Genomic DNA, 15129 nt, shown 5'->3' on the forward strand with positions numbered 1-15129 from the left:
TTAACTCTCCTTCAAAGGCGCGTTTTCCGACAGATAATTGGCCATCTGGCAGTACTGCGCGACAGAGATATTTTCTGCGCGCATTGCCGGGTCAATACCCATTTCCGTCAACGTCTCAACGCTAAAAAGATTGCCGAGACTGTTACGGATCGTTTTACGGCGCTGGTTAAAGGCCTCGGTGGTAATACGGCTCAACACGCGAATATCTTTAACCGGGTAAGGCATTGTTGCGTGTGGAACCAGACGCACCACGGCGGAGTCCACTTTGGGCGGCGGCGTGAAGGCGGATGGCGGCACTTCAAGCACCGGGATCACCTGACAGTAATATTGCGCCATCACGCTTAAACGACCATACGCTTTGCTGTTCGGCCCTGCAACCAGACGATTTACCACTTCTTTTTGCAACATAAAGTGCATGTCGGCAATGGCATCAGTATAGCTAAAGAGATGGAACATCAGCGGGGTGGAGATATTATAGGGCAGATTGCCGAACACACGCAGCGGTTGGCCCAACTGCGCAGACAGTTCGCCAAAGTTCATGGTCATGGCGTCCTGCTGATAAATAGTCAGCTTCGGCCCTAAAAACGGATGGGTTTGCAAACGCGCCGCCAGATCGCGGTCAAGTTCAATGACCGTGAGCTTATCCAGTCGTTCGCCGACCGGCTCCGTCAGCGCCGCCAGACCGGGGCCGATTTCAACCATCGCCTGGCCTTTTTGCGGATTAATAGCAGAAACAATACTGTCGATCACAAACCGATCGTTGAGAAAGTTTTGCCCGAAGCGTTTACGGGCTAAATGGCCCTGATGGACTCGATTATTCATTGGGTATTAACAATCATTTTGATGGCGAGATTAAGCGCCGTAATAAAACTGCCGACATCCGCTTTTCCTCGGCCCGCCAGTTCAAGCGCGGTGCCGTGATCAACGGAGGTTCGAATAAAAGGTAGGCCGAGCGTAATATTCACTCCCCGACCGAATCCCTGGTATTTTAGCACGGGCAGGCCCTGATCGTGGTACATTGCCAGCACCGCGTCGGCATTATCGAGATATTTGGGCTGAAACAGCGTATCAGCAGGTAGCGGCCCGTTGAGTTTCATTCCCTGCGCCCGCAGCTCGTCGAGCACCGGAATGATGGTGTCTATCTCTTCCGTGCCCATATGACCGCCTTCGCCCGCGTGCGGATTCAGGCCACAGACAAGAATGCGCGGTTCGGCAATACCAAATTTGGTCCGCAAATCGTGATGCAAAATAGCAATCACTTCGTGCAAAAGCCCAGGGGTGATGGCGTCTGCAATCGCCCGTAGCGGCAGATGCGTGGTCGCCAGCGCCACGCGAAGTTCTTCGGTTGCCAGCATCATCACGACTTTTTTCGCCTGCGAACGCTCTTCGAAAAACTCGGTATGACCGGTAAACGGAATGCCTGCGTCGTTAATAACGCCTTTGTGCACGGGGCCTGTGATCAGCGCGGCAAATTCACCGTTCAGACAGCCATCACACGCTCGCGCCAGCGTCTCTACCACGTAGGGGCCATTTTCTACCGTCAACTGACCGGGGATGGCAGGCGCGCGCAGCGAGACCGGCAATAGGGTCAGCGTTCCCGCGGGCTGCGGCGCAGCGGGGACATCAGGCGAGTAAGGGAGAAGCGAGAGGGGCAGGCCGAGCATGGCGGCCCGCTCCGTCAGGAGCGCGCCGTCCGCACAGACGACCAGTTCAATCGGCCACGCGCGTTGCGCCAGTTGGACGACAAGATCGGGGCCAATCCCGGCGGGTTCGCCGGGAGTGATAACAACGCGTTGCGCACTGCTCATTAGTTACTCAAAATCTTAACGTAAGCGCTGGCGCGCTGTTCTTGCATCCAGGTCGCCGCTTCTTCTGAGAACTTACGGTTCATCAGCATACGATAAGCGCGATCTTTCTGCGCCGCATCGGTTTTGTCTACCTTACGCGTATCCAGCAATTCGATCAGATGCCAGCCGAAAGAGGAGTGTACCGGCGCGCTTATTTGGCCTTTATGCAGCTTCGTCAGCGCGTCGCGGAACGCCGGATCGAAAATATCTGGCGTAGCCCAACCCAAATCACCGCCCTGGTTAGCGGAGCCCGGGTCCTGAGAGTACTCTTTCGCCGCAGCGGCAAATGTGGTTTTACCACTCTTAATGTCAGCCGCGATTTCTTCCAGCTTCAGGCGCGCCTGCTGATCGTTCATGATCGGCGACGGCTTAAGCAGAATATGACGAGCGTGAACTTCGGTCACGGAGATACTCTGGCTCTGACCGCGCAGGTCGTTTACTTTCAGAATGTGGAAGCCGACGCCGGAGCGAATCGGGCCGACAATGTCGCCTTTCTTCGCGGTGCTCAGCGCCTGGGCGAAAATCCCCGGCAGCTCCTGGATACGGCCCCAGCCCATCTGACCGCCTTTTAGCGCCTGCTGGTCGGCAGAGTAGGTAATCGCCAGTTTGCCGAAATCTGCGCCGTTACGCGCTTCTTCAACAATGCTTTCCGCCTGGCGCTGCGCGTCGTTAACCTGCTCGGAGGTTGGGTTTTCCGGCAGAGCAATCAGGATATGGCTCAGGTTCAGCTCGGTGCTGGCGTCGTTTTGGGTGCCAATCTGTTTTGCCAGCGCGTCAACTTCTTGCGGCAAAACGGTGATACGGCGACGAACTTCGTTGTTGCGCACTTCAGAGATAATCATCTCTTTACGAATCTGGTTACGGTAGGTTGAATAGTTCAGCCCATCGTAAGCCAGACGGCTGCGCATCTGATCCATCGTCATATTGTTTTGTTTGGCGATGTTGGCGATGGCCTGATCCAACTGCTCATCCGTGATCTTCACCCCCATCTTCTGACCCATCTGCAGGATAATTTGATCCATAATCAAACGTTCCAGGATCTGGTGACGCAGCGTGGCGTCGTCCGGAAGCTGCTGACCTGCCTGACCCGCGTTGAGTTTGACTGATTGCATTAAGCCATCAACGTCGCTTTCCAGCACGACGCCATTATTGACGACGGCTGCGACTTTATCGACTACCTGGGGGGCAGCGAAACTGGTATTCGCGATCATGGCGATACCGAGAAGCAGCGTTTTCCAGTTCTTCATACTTTTTCCATTTCAATTAACCGCAATGCGGATTACGTTGTAAATCAATCAGATTACATAGAGCTTTGGTACGGCAGAATGTTCGAACGCAACATTTCTTGCGTGCCGAGGCCGTAGTTAGAGCTCAAACCGCGCAGCTCAATGTTGAAGCCAATCGCGTTATCATAAATCGCGTGTTGTTTATCGTTATCCCAACCGTTCAGCTTACGTTCGTATCCGACGCGGATCGCATAGCAGCAAGAGTTGTACTGCAAGCCGAGCATCTGGTCTGCAGGTTTGCTCGAATTGGTATCGAAGTAGTACGCGCCGACAATCGACCAGCGATCGGCAATCGGCCAACTTGCCACCGCGCCCACCTGGTTGATGCCGTTTTTATACTGCTCTGCCGTGGAATAATACGAAGGCAACGTAGCCTGAATATATTCCGGGCTGGCATAGCGGTAGTTCAACTGTACCAGACGATCCTGATCCCGACGGTATTCGAGGCTGCTGCTGCTGGTAGCGACGCTATCCAGACGGGTATCGTACTGCACTCCGCTACGCAGCCCCCAGCGTTCTGAAATACGCCAGTAAGTGTCGCCTGCCCAAACCAGCGAACCGGTTTTGTCGTCATTCTCCCATTTAATGTTGTCATCGCCGGTGCGAGACTCCGTGAAATAGTAGATTTGACCAACAGAAACGTTAAAACGTTCAACGGCGGCATCATCATAAATGCGTGTTGTGACGCCGGTCGTGACCTGGTTGGCGGAAGCAATACGGTCGAGACCGCCATAAGTGCGGTCGCGGAACAGGCCGTTATAGTCGGATTGCAGCAAAGAAGAATCGTAGTTATAGATGCCGCTCTGGTCGCGGTACGGCACATACAGGTACTGCACGCGTGGTTCCAGCGTCTGGGTATACCCCGGCGCCAGCATCGCCATATCGCGTTCGAAGATGAGCTTACCGTCGACTTTAAACTGCGGCATGACGCGGTTAACCGAATCTTCCAGCTTATTTTTATTGTTTGGATCGCTGTTATAGCTGTCCAGATTCGTTTGCTGATAGTGCGTCGCCATCAGCTTCGCTTCGGTGTTCAGGCTGCCCCAGCGGTTGGAGAGCGGCAAATTAATGGTTGGCTCCAGGTGGACGCGGGTCGCTTCCGGCATATTGTCTTTGGTGTTGACGAAATGTACCGCCTGGCCGTAAATCCGGGTATCAAACGGCCCGAGATCGTTATGGTAGTAGTTAACGTCTAACTGCGGCTCCGCAGAGTAGCTGCTGGTGTTTTGATCGTTAAAGACCTGGAATTGTTTGGTCGACACCGTAGCGTCAAAGTTTTGTACGGCGTAGCCGACGCTGAATTTCTGCGTTGCGTAACCGTCGGTACTGGAACCGTACTTACTGTCGAAATCGTTAAAGTAGCTGGAGTCGCTGACTTTGGTGTAATCGACGTTAAAACGCCACACCTGATCCATCACGCCTGAGTGCTGCCAGTAGAATAACCAGCGGTGCTTATCGCCCTCTTTGGGATGATCGTCCTCGTAGACTTTATCAGAAGGCAGATAATCTAATTCCATCAACCCGGCGCCTGCCTGCGTGAGATAACGGAATTCGTTCTCCCACATAATATTGCCGCGGCGGTGCATATAGTGCGGGGTGATGGTGGCGTCCATATTGGGCGCGATGTTCCAGTAATACGGTAAGTAGAACTCGAAATAGTTCTTGGTCGTGTATTTCGCGTTCGGGATCAGGAAACCTGAGCGACGTTTGTCACCGACGGGTAGCTGTAAATAGGGGCTATAAAAGATCGGAACCGGACCTACTTTAAACCGGGCGTTCCAGATCTCCGCAACCTGTTCTTCACGGTCATGGATGACTTCACTCCCCACCACGCTCCAGGTATCGGAGCCAGGCAGACAGGAGGTAAAGCTGCCGTTTTCCAGAATGGTATAGCGGTTTTCGCCGCGCTGCTTCATGAGATCGGCTTTACCGCGCCCCTGACGGCCCACCATCTGGTAATCGCCTTCCCAGACGTTCGTGTCTTTGGTGTTCAGGTTCGCCCAGCCCTTCGGCCCTTTAAGGATGACCTGATTGTCATCATAATGCACATTACCCAGTGCATCGACGGTGCGTACAGGTTCCGGCTGACCTTCCGCCTGCTTCTGATGAAGCTGCACTTCATCCGCTTGCAGGCGGCTATTCCCCTGCATAATGTCCACGTTGCCGGTAAAAACGGCATCGTCCGGGTAGTTACCTTTAGCGTTATCGGCATTGATAGTAACCGGCAGATCGTTGGTATCGCCTTTTACCAGAGGACGATCGTAGCTCGGCACGCCCAACATACACTGTGAGGCGAGATCGGCTGCCAGCCCCTGATGACTATAAAGGGCGCTGGCGATCATGGTGGCCAGAAGAGTGGGAATACGTTTTTTCATACGTTGTATTTATTGTTCCATCATCGGTAGCGTTGCGCGTGACAAACGGTCACAGCCTAACTTACTCATCTTCGCTGCGCCAGTGTTAATCCTGCCGTTTAGCGTCTGTGGTGTTAGGCACGGCATTGAATGACAGGTATGATAATGCAAATTATAGGCGATGTCCCACAATTGACCGTAGCCTTCATTCGCAGAAAAGCACCTTATTTTGTGGGAGATAGCCTCACCGATAGCGTAACGTTTTGGGGAGTCTATGCAGTACTGGGGAAAGATAATTGGCGTCGCCGTAGCCCTGATGATGGGCGGCGGCTTTTGGGGCGTGGTCCTGGGTCTGCTGGTGGGCCATATGTTCGACAAAGCCCGCAGCCGAAAAATGGCGTGGTTTGCCAACCAGAGGGAACGGCAGGCGCTGTTTTTTGCCACCACCTTTGAGGTGATGGGCCACTTAACCAAATCAAAAGGACGGGTGACGGAGGCGGATATTCATATCGCCAGTCAGTTGATGGATCGTATGAATTTACACGGCGATTCACGTACTGCCGCGCAGAACGCCTTTCGGGTCGGAAAAGCGGATAATTACCCATTACGTGAAAAGATGCGGCAGTTTCGTAGCGTCTGCTTCGGGCGTTTTGATCTGATCCGGATGTTTCTGGAAATTCAGATCCAGGCGGCGTTTGCCGATGGCTCGCTACACCCTAATGAGCGGGAAGTGCTGTATGTGATTGCGGAAGAGCTAGGTATTTCCCGCGTACAGTTCGATCAGTTTCTGCGCATGATGCAGGGCGGCGCGCAGTTTGGCGGCGGTTATCATCAACAGTCCGGCGGCGGCTGGCAGCAGGCGCAGCGCGGCCCGACGCTGGAAGATGCCTGTAATGTGCTGGGGGTTAAAACCACCGACGATGCAACCACCATTAAACGCGCTTATCGCAAACTGATGAGCGAGCATCATCCGGACAAACTGGTCGCGAAAGGTTTACCGCCGGAAATGATGGAGATGGCGAAGCAAAAAGCGCAGGAAATTCAGAAAGCGTATGAGCTAATCAAAGAACAGAAAGGCTTCAAGTGATTGAATTGCCGGATACGGCTAGCGCCTTATCCGGCCTACGTTAATGAATGTAGGCCGGATAGGCGAAACGCCCCGGCATAAATTGGCTCAGAATTTAAAAATCTGCCGGGACTTTAAACGTCATGCTGGTGCCGTAAGCGGGATGGGTAATGGTCAGCATTTCGGCGTGTAACTGCAAACGCGGCGCCAGCGACAACGCTTCCGGCGAGGCGTAAAACCGATCGCCTAAAATCGGGTGGCCTAACGCCAGCATATGCACACGAAGCTGATGCGAACGCCCGGTGATCGGTTTGAGCACCACGCGGGCGGTATTATCCGCCGCAAACTCCACCACGTTATATTCCGTTTGCGCCGGTTTGCCGGTTTCATAACACACTTTCTGCTTTGGCCGGTTCGGCCAGTCGCAGATGAGCGGTAAGTCAACCAGCCCTTCCGCCGGGGAGGGATGACCCCATACGCGCGCCACATACTGCTTTTTCGGCTCACGTTCGCGGAACTGGCGTTTTAGCTCCCGCTCCGCGGCTTTGGTCAGCGCCACTACAATCACGCCGCTGGTGGCCATATCCAGACGATGCACCGATTCTGCCTGCGGGTAGTCGCGCTGGATACGCGTCATAATGCTGTCTTTGTGCGCTTCCAGACGCCCCGGCACGGACAACAGGCCGCTGGGCTTATTGACCACCATAATGTGCTCATCCTGATACAGGATAACCAGCCAGGGTTCCTGCGGCGGATTGTAGTTTTCCATCCCCATGTACGGCTCCGTTATTGGTGCGTGACGACGATAAGACGCAGCGCGTCCAGACGCCAGCCTGCCTGATTCAGGCTTTCCAGCACCTGCTGACGGTTGCTGTCGATAGCGGCAAGTTCGTCGTCGCGAATGTTCGGGTTGACGGCGCGCAGCGCTTCCAGACGCGACAGTTCCCCGGACAGTTTTTCATCCGCCTCGCGACGCGCGTTATCAATCAGCGCTCTGGCGGACTTTTCAATCTGCGTCTCGCCCAGTTGCAAAATGGCGTGGACGTCCTGTTGCACGGCGTTAACCAGTTTGCTGCCGGTGTGGCGATTCACGGCGCTGAGCTGACGGTTGAAGGTTTCAAACTCGACCTGGGCGGCCAGATTGTTGCCGTTTTTATCTAACAGCATACGTACCGGCGTCGGCGGCAGGAAGCGGTTCAGTTGTAGCTGTTTCGGCGCCTGCGCTTCCACGACGTAAACCAGTTCGACCAGCAGCGTGCCGACGGGCAGCGCTTTATTTTTCAACAGCGAAATGGTGCTGCTGCCGGTATCGCCGGAGAGGATCAGATCCAGTCCGTTACGGATGAGCGGATGTTCCCAGGTAATAAACTGCGCATCTTCGCGAGACAGGGCTACGTCACGTTCAAACGTGATAGTACAGCCGTCTTCCGGCAGGCCGGGGAAATCCGGCACCAACATGTGATCGGACGGCGTCAGCACGATCAGGTTGTCGCCGCGATCGTCCTGGTTAATGCCGACGATATCGAACAGGTTCATGGCGAACGCGATCAGGTTGGTGTCGTCGTCCTGTTCTTCAATGCTTTGTGCGAGCTGTTGGGCTTTTTCTCCGCCGTTGGAGTGGATCTCCAGCAGGCGGTCGCGGCCCTGTTCTAACTGGGCTTTTAGCGCTTCATGCTGTTCGCGGCAGGATTTGATCAGATCGTCAAACCCGTCGGTTTCTTCAGGCGCGGCCAGATAGTTAATCAGACTGGCGTAGGCTGAATCATAAATCGCGCGACCGGTCGGGCAGGTGTGCTCAAAGGCGTCCAGCCCTTCGTGATACCAGCGAACCAGCACCGACTGGGCGGTTTTTTCCAGGTACGGGACGTGGATCTGGATATCATGCGCCTGGCCGATACGATCCAGACGACCAATACGCTGTTCCAGCAGATCCGGGTTAAACGGCAAGTCGAACATCACCAGATTGCTGGCAAACTGGAAGTTACGTCCTTCGGAGCCGATTTCGGAACATAACAGCACCTGCGCGCCGGTATCTTCTTCGGCGAACCAGGCGGCGGCGCGGTCGCGTTCGATAATCGACATGCCCTCATGGAACACGGCGGCGCGGATGCCTTCGCGTTCGCGCAGCACCTGCTCCAGCTGTAACGCGGTGGTCGCCTTAGCGCAGATCACCAGCACTTTTTGCGAACGATGGCTGGTCAGATAGCCCATCAGCCACTCAACGCGTGGGTCGAAGTTCCACCAGGTGCCGGTATCGCCTTCGAACTCCTGATAAATTTGTTCCGGATAGAGCATATCGCGGGCGCGATCTTCCGCGCTTTTACGCGCGCCCATAATGCCGGAGACCTTAATGGCGGTCTGATACTGGGTCGGCAGCGGCAGTTTTACCGTATGCAGTTCACGTTTCGGGAACCCCTTGACGCCGTTACGGGTGTTGCGGAACAGAACGCGGCTGGTGCCGTGGCGATCCATCAGCATCGACACCAGCTCATCACGGGCGGCCTGCGCATCGTCGCGATCGCTATTAGCGGCCTGCAACAGCGGTTCAATATCCTGTTCGCCGATCAGATCGCCCAGCCTGTTCAGTTCGTCGTTGCTGAGTTTATTGCCCGCCAGCAGCATGGCCACCGCATCGGCGACAGGACGGTAGTTTTTCTGTTCTTCGACAAACTGTTCGAAATCGTGGAAACGGTTCGGATCGAGCAGGCGCAGACGGGCGAAATGGCTTTCCATCCCCAGCTGTTCTGGCGTGGCGGTCAGCAGTAGCACGCCCGGTACGCGTTCAGCTAACTGTTCGATGGCCATATATTCACGGCTCGGCGCATCGGTGCTCCACACCAGATGATGCGCTTCGTCGACCACCAGCAAATCCCACTCGGCGTCGCACAAATGTTCCAGACGCTGCTTATTACGGCGGGCGAAATCCAGCGAGCAGATCACCAGTTGTTCGGTTTCAAACGGGTTATACGCGTCGTGCTGCGCTTCGGTATAGCGTTCGTCATCGAACAGCGCGAAGCGCAGGTTGAAACGGCGCAGCATTTCTACCAGCCACTGGTGTTGCAGGGTTTCCGGAACGATGATCAATACGCGTTCCGCCGCGCCGGATAATAACTGTTGATGCAGTATCATCCCGGCTTCAATGGTTTTACCTAAGCCCACTTCATCCGCCAGCAGTACGCGCGGCGCATGGCGACGACCCACATCATGAGCGATATTAAGCTGATGCGGGATCAGGTTGGTCCGCTGACCGCGCAGGCCGCTGTATGGCATCCGGTACTGCTCGCTCTGAAATTTACGGGCGCGATAGCGCAGCGCGAACCGATCCATTCGATCGATTTGACCGGCGAACAGACGATCCTGGGGCTTACTGAAAACCAACTTGCTGTCGAGCAGAACTTCGCGCAGCGTCACATCGGTCTCTTCGGTATCCAGGCGGGTGCCGACATAAACAAGCAGGCCATTTTCTTCTTTTACTTCATCGATATGTAGCTGCCAGCCTTCATGGCTTGTAATCGTATCGCCAGGGTTGAACATGACGCGGGTCACGGGAGAATCACTGCGCGCATACAGGCGGTTTTCCCCCGTGGACGGGAAAAGTAAGGTGACGGTTCGCGCATCCATCGCAACAACGGTTCCAAGTCCCAGCTCGCTTTCTGTATCGCTGATCCAGCGTTGACCAAGTGTAAAAGGCATATGTGTTCGGCTCTATATCTTTAATTGCAGGCATTACTCGCCATTCCCAGGCGACAGCACTGGATAATTGCGAGTATACGACCCCGCTACCAGGCTAATGTGGTAGTGGCGTTAATTAGGTCCAGGAATGGAAAGGGCGCTATGGTACTGGAAGGCGGCGCTTTCGTCACGCGTCAAAATAGCCCCAGTTGCCCGGTCAGTAGTGTAGCAAAATTATCTTCAACGAAGGGAAGAATTCCTTCCGCCACGGGTTGTAGCTGGCGGGTAAGATAGTGTTCGTAATCCAGCGGCGACTGCTGGTAATCCACGGGCTCGGGGCCGTTAACAGTCCAGACATATTTTATGGCGCCGCGATTCTGATACTGCGCCGGACGACCCCGTTTCAGGTTTTGTTCATCCGCCAACCGGGCGGCGCGAACGTGCGGCGGGATGTTACGTTGGTACTCATGTAAAGGGCGACGCAGACGCTTGCGATAAACCAGCTGCGCGTCCAGTTCGCCCGCCATCAGTTTATCGATAGTCTCGCGCACATAGTCTTGATAAGGTTCATTGCGAAAAACGCGCAGATACAGCTCCTGTTGAAAGCGCTGCGCCAGCGGCGTCCAGTCGGTCCGCACCGTTTCCAGACCTTTAAATACCATGCGCTGGCTGTCGCCTTCCTGAATCAGGCCCGCGTAGCGTTTTTTACTGCCAGTATCCGCGCCGCGGATGGTCGGCATCAGAAAACGGCAAAAGTGGGTTTCAAACTCCAGCTCCAGCGCGCTGGTCAAATTTTGCTGTTGTAACGTCTGCGCCCACCATTCGTTCACGTGACGCACCAGCCTGTGCCCGATTTCCGCCGCGTCGGCTTCTGAATGCGCGCGCCGGAGCCAGACGAAAGTGGAATCGGTATCGCCATAAATTACGTTATAACCCTGCGCCTCAATCAGCGCTTTGGTCTGGCGCATAATCGCATGGCCGCGCATGGTGATTGACGACGCCAGACGGGGATCGAAAAAGCGACAGGCCGTGGTGCCGAGTACGCCATAAAAGGCGTTCATAATGATTTTAAGCGCCTGCGAGAGCGGTTTATTACCCTGACGTTTGGCTTCATCGCGCCCGTGCCAGATTTGGCTAACAATTTCCGGCAGGCAGTGCTTTTCTCGTGAAAACCAGGCGTCAAGGAAACCTTCGGTACTGTGTTCCGGATCCGGCTGCGCCATGCCTTCGACCAGCCCGACGGGATCAATCAAAAACGTGCGGATAATCGACGGGTACAGGCTTTTATAATCCAGCACCAGTACTGAATCGTATAATCCGGGTTGTGAATCCATTACGTAGCCGCCGGGACTTGCCAGCGGCGGCACTTCGCCGAGATTGGGCGCGACATAGCCGGCGCGGTGCATTCGCGGAAAGTAAAGATGCCCGAATGCGGCGACCGAACCGCCGTGGCGATCGACCGGCAGGCCGTTGATCGTCGCGCGTTCCAGCAAAAACGGCATGATCTCGGTTTTATGGAAAATGCGCGTGACCAGCTCGCAGTCTTTCAGGTTGTAGGTGGCGAGGGCGGGTTTATCCTGGGAAAAGCGGCGATCGATCTCATCCATACGATCCCAGGGATTATCAATGGATTTTCCTTCGCCGAGCAGTTCCTGCGAGACGGCTTCCAGCGAAAAAGACGAAAAATTCCAGAACGCGGATTTAAGCGCGTCAATACCATCGATAATGACTCGCCCTCTGGCCTGGGCGAAAAAAACGCCGTTTTTGAAGCCATGTTCGCGCCACTCCAGTTCGCTATTGTCTCGCCCCAGCCGTAAAGGGATACGGTAGCGTTCGGCATGTTTTTGCAGCATACGCAGGTCGAACTGCACCACGTTCCAGCCGATGATGACGTCAGGATCATGTTCGGCAAACCAGGCGTTGAGTTTTTCCAGCAGCTGCGGGCGGCTGGCGACATACACAAGCTCGAAGTCCAGTTGGCGGTCATCGCCATTCGCCGGACCCAGCATATAAACGGTACGCTGGCCGCAGCCTTCCAGACCAATGCAATACAGTTCGCCGTGTCGCGTGGTTTCGATATCCAGCGAGACCCATTTTAGCGGCGGTCGATAGTCGGGGTGGGGTTTAAGACGCGCATTGCGGATAACGCCGTTGCGCATCTCGCCGTCTACCCAAACGGGCGACGTAATAAAACGTTCCATCAGGTAACGTTCCGGCGGGCGGACATCCGCTTCATAAACGGTGACGCCGTTTTCGCGCAGCAGTTTCTCCATCCGCATAAGCTGGCGGTGAGTACGGCAATACAGACCGGAGACCGGCTGACGATGAAAGTCTCGCAGCTGGAGCGGCGTCAGGCGATAGTCTTTTTCCGCCTGTAGCAGCGAGGCGGCGCGGGAGGTCTGGCTGGTCGGAATAAACGCCACGGACTCTTGCGGTGCCAGCGTTGCCTGCACAGGGCCGTTGTCTGTCGCCAGCCAGAAAGAGACCTCCGTCCCTTGCGGCGTATCCCGCCAGTGCCGGGTTAAAATGAAACCTGCCTGCGCCACGATGATTACCTGTCTAAAAAATTCACGCTAATTATAACCTGTTTTAGGGGGTAATACTGTTATTTTGTACAGGCATATAACGTAAAAGCCGATATCCGCTGTAATAAAAAGTTTCTCGCAGTAAGAAGCGGGTTTTCGCCCACCAGGATTTATAGCGGGTGGATCGCGTGGGTGATGAGCGGCTATCGATACCATTATCCTGAGCGATAGTTTTCAGACGCAGCATATGCAGCGGATCGCTGACCAGTAACGCTGTGCGCCATTGTTGTTGTCGCAGTATCTGTTTTGCGTAACGAATATTTTCGCGCGTCACGGTAGAGCGCTCTTCAATAAAAATCGCCTTAGCCGGAATCCCTTTTTCCAGAACGTATTGACGGGCTATCGCCGCGTCGGAAACCGTTGCGCCAGCGCCGTAGCCGCCGGTTAATACCAACGCGCGGACAATGTGTTGTTGGTAAAGCCAGATGGCATGATCCAGTCTGGCCTGAAAAACGGGAGAAGGCGTTTTTCCGCTAACGCCTGCTCCTGCGACAATCGCGCAGTCAGCTACGCGCGTCTGGTTTTGCTGACTGAACTGATAAATAGCGATGGCATTATGGATAAACACCGTAGCCATAATGAGAATTATGCCTGCCGCGATTCTGATGATGTAGCGATATTTCATGAATGAGTTCGTTCCCCGTGACGGGTGTAATGGATATTTTAACGATAAAATGGCTTTTAGCGTCAGATATTTTTGCTGACGTATATTTATCAATATAATGATGCCGGTATATACAGCAGATATAATTATCCTATAACTGCTAATTTTGAATCATGTTTATTTACAATTTTTACCCATGTATTGGCTGTTTTGTGTCAAGTCTGTTTTCATACATTAAGTATTTTTCAGAAAGGCGCTTGTTCGAATCTGTTACTTATTTCTCGGATTAACAAAAAAGCGATATTTTTTGTTTGTTTTACTTAATGAAAAGTGTAACAATTTCATTTGGAACATCCGCACCGTCAGGTAGAAATTTAATATTCCAATTGGCCGCTATGGTTAAATAAAAATGGATTACAGTGCGAATTCGTCGGGAACTCTCTGCATAATTTAATTTTTATTTTAGAATATAATTTTATTTTGACTTTCGGGTGCGGGTGTTTTTATCAAAATTTGTGGTATTCGGGAATGATCTTTTATGAATGTGAGTATGCAGGCGCGTCTGGTAGGGAGCGACCGTTATCTTTTCGTCAATACTCAACGCGCTAACCCTTCCATAAAAACCGTGAGTCGATTTTTTGAGTATAAAACATGGACAGAACAAATTTGGCGTACCGAGATTATTGAAAACGGCAATGCTTTTTTTCACTGGCAAGGACACGACAGAAAAAACGGACATCGGGATACCATTATTAACTATCTGTTAAATGGGCAACGCTGGCAGTCAACAATCGAAGATTATATTTTCTTCCATGCGCTGGAAGGAAAAGCGTGGCAGGGACATTATGATAATATTATTGAATATGTGAGTTCTGATCATTACGTCTATAAAAGCGCATTTGCTGAATATATCACCGACCAGACTCATCAACGCGCCCCCCATGGGACGCGTTTTTAGAGGCATTACTGCCCGTAATAGGCTTTTGCGCCGTGTTTGCGTAAATAGTGTTTATCCAGCAAGGATTGCTGCATGTCGGGCAACTGCGGCGCAAGCTGGCGGCAGAAGATCCCCATATAGGCCACTTCTTCCAGCACGATGGCGTTATGCACGGCATCCTCGGCATTTTTACCCCAGGCAAACGGGCCGTGCGAATGGACAAGCACGCCGGGCATTTGAGCGGCGTTAATACCTTGTTTTTCAAAGGTTTCAACAATGACATTGCCCGTTTCCCATTCATACTCGCCATTAATTTCCGCCTCGGTCATTTTGCGAGTGCAGGGAATCGTACCGTAGAAATAGTCGGCATGGGTGGTTCCCGTCGCCGGAATCGGCTGACCCGTCTGCGCCCAGATAGTCGCGTGGCGCGAATGGGTGTGTACGATGCCGCCGATAGTCGGAAATGCCTGGTACAACAGACGGTGGGTTGGCGTATCGGACGACGGTTTCTTATGACCTTCAACGACTTCACCGGTCTCCAGGCTGACCACCACCATATCGTCAGCGGTCATGACGCTATAATCGACGCCGGACGGCTTAATCACCAGTACGCCGCGTTCGCGATCGACGGCGCTAACGTTACCCCAGGTAAGGGTGACCAGGTTGTGTTTTGGCAGCGCCAGATTAGCTTCCAGTACCTGGCGTTTGAGATCTTCTAACATTGTTTTCTCCCTGCCGGATAGCGCTTCGCTTATCCGGCCTACGAGCGACGGTGTGC

11 protein-coding genes are annotated in these 15129 nt (G+C 53.7%); 2 read left to right on the forward strand and 9 right to left on the reverse strand.

Features of this window, described 5'->3' with window-relative positions:
* From rsmA to lptD, 4 genes are read right to left on the reverse strand one after another with little or no spacing between them, the layout of a single operon-like run.
* Window positions 1-822, reverse strand: coding sequence for a 16S rRNA (adenine(1518)-N(6)/adenine(1519)-N(6))-dimethyltransferase RsmA (gene rsmA, locus ACLJQJ_RS15440; RefSeq protein ID WP_001065397.1), 822 nt, complete (start codon window positions 820-822; stop codon window positions 1-3).
* Entirely contained in the window at window positions 819-1808 is a 990-nt protein-coding gene (gene pdxA, locus ACLJQJ_RS15445; protein ID WP_063808743.1) for a 4-hydroxythreonine-4-phosphate dehydrogenase PdxA, read from the reverse strand. The genes rsmA and pdxA overlap by 4 nt, the downstream gene beginning before the upstream one ends.
* Window positions 1808-3094, reverse strand: coding sequence for a peptidylprolyl isomerase SurA (gene surA, locus ACLJQJ_RS15450; protein WP_000800482.1), 1287 nt, complete (start codon window positions 3092-3094; stop codon window positions 1808-1810). Before surA ends, pdxA begins: the two co-directional genes overlap by 1 nt.
* Window positions 3095-3147: 53 nt before the next feature.
* Entirely contained in the window at window positions 3148-5508 is a 2361-nt protein-coding gene (lptD, locus tag ACLJQJ_RS15455) for an LPS assembly protein LptD (RefSeq protein ID WP_000746116.1), read from the reverse strand.
* A gap of 253 nt (window positions 5509-5761) precedes the next feature.
* Here lptD and djlA point away from each other — a divergent pair, with 253 nt between their 5' ends.
* Window positions 5762-6574, forward strand: coding sequence for a co-chaperone DjlA (gene djlA, locus ACLJQJ_RS15460; RefSeq protein WP_001200595.1), 813 nt, complete (start codon window positions 5762-5764; stop codon window positions 6572-6574).
* A gap of 94 nt (window positions 6575-6668) precedes the next feature.
* On the opposite strand, the gene rluA is transcribed toward djlA, so the two are convergent.
* The 4 genes from rluA to ACLJQJ_RS15480 form a co-directional block, all read right to left on the reverse strand.
* A complete protein-coding gene (gene rluA / locus ACLJQJ_RS15465) occupies window positions 6669-7328 on the reverse strand; it encodes a bifunctional tRNA pseudouridine(32) synthase/23S rRNA pseudouridine(746) synthase RluA (protein WP_000525198.1) in 660 nt (219 codons plus the stop codon).
* 11 nt (window positions 7329-7339) lie between these two features.
* Window positions 7340-10246 (reverse strand): RNA polymerase-associated protein RapA, encoded by a 2907-nt coding sequence (rapA, locus tag ACLJQJ_RS15470; protein WP_045341731.1) that lies wholly within the window; start codon window positions 10244-10246, stop codon window positions 7340-7342.
* Window positions 10247-10419: 173 nt separating this feature from the next.
* Window positions 10420-12771 (reverse strand): DNA polymerase II, encoded by a 2352-nt coding sequence (gene polB / locus ACLJQJ_RS15475; RefSeq protein WP_023197367.1) that lies wholly within the window; start codon window positions 12769-12771, stop codon window positions 10420-10422.
* A gap of 43 nt (window positions 12772-12814) precedes the next feature.
* A complete protein-coding gene (locus tag ACLJQJ_RS15480; RefSeq protein WP_000877511.1) occupies window positions 12815-13435 on the reverse strand; it encodes a YdcF family protein in 621 nt (206 codons plus the stop codon).
* Between the two features lie 517 nt (window positions 13436-13952).
* Here ACLJQJ_RS15480 and ACLJQJ_RS15485 point away from each other — a divergent pair.
* Window positions 13953-14372 carry a DUF4751 family protein gene (locus ACLJQJ_RS15485; RefSeq protein WP_063808744.1) on the forward strand — a complete coding sequence of 140 codons (420 nt, stop codon included), beginning with the start codon at window positions 13953-13955 and terminating at the stop codon, window positions 14370-14372.
* Window positions 14373-14377: 5 nt separating this feature from the next.
* On the opposite strand, the gene araD is transcribed toward ACLJQJ_RS15485, so the two are convergent.
* Window positions 14378-15073 carry an L-ribulose-5-phosphate 4-epimerase gene (araD, locus tag ACLJQJ_RS15490; RefSeq protein WP_063808745.1) on the reverse strand — a complete coding sequence of 232 codons (696 nt, stop codon included), beginning with the start codon at window positions 15071-15073 and terminating at the stop codon, window positions 14378-14380.
* Between the last annotated feature and the right edge of the window lie 56 nt (window positions 15074-15129).

The organism is Salmonella sp. SAL04202, from assembly GCF_046550775.1.
Classification (GTDB): Bacteria; Pseudomonadota; Gammaproteobacteria; order Enterobacterales; family Enterobacteriaceae; genus Salmonella; species Salmonella enterica.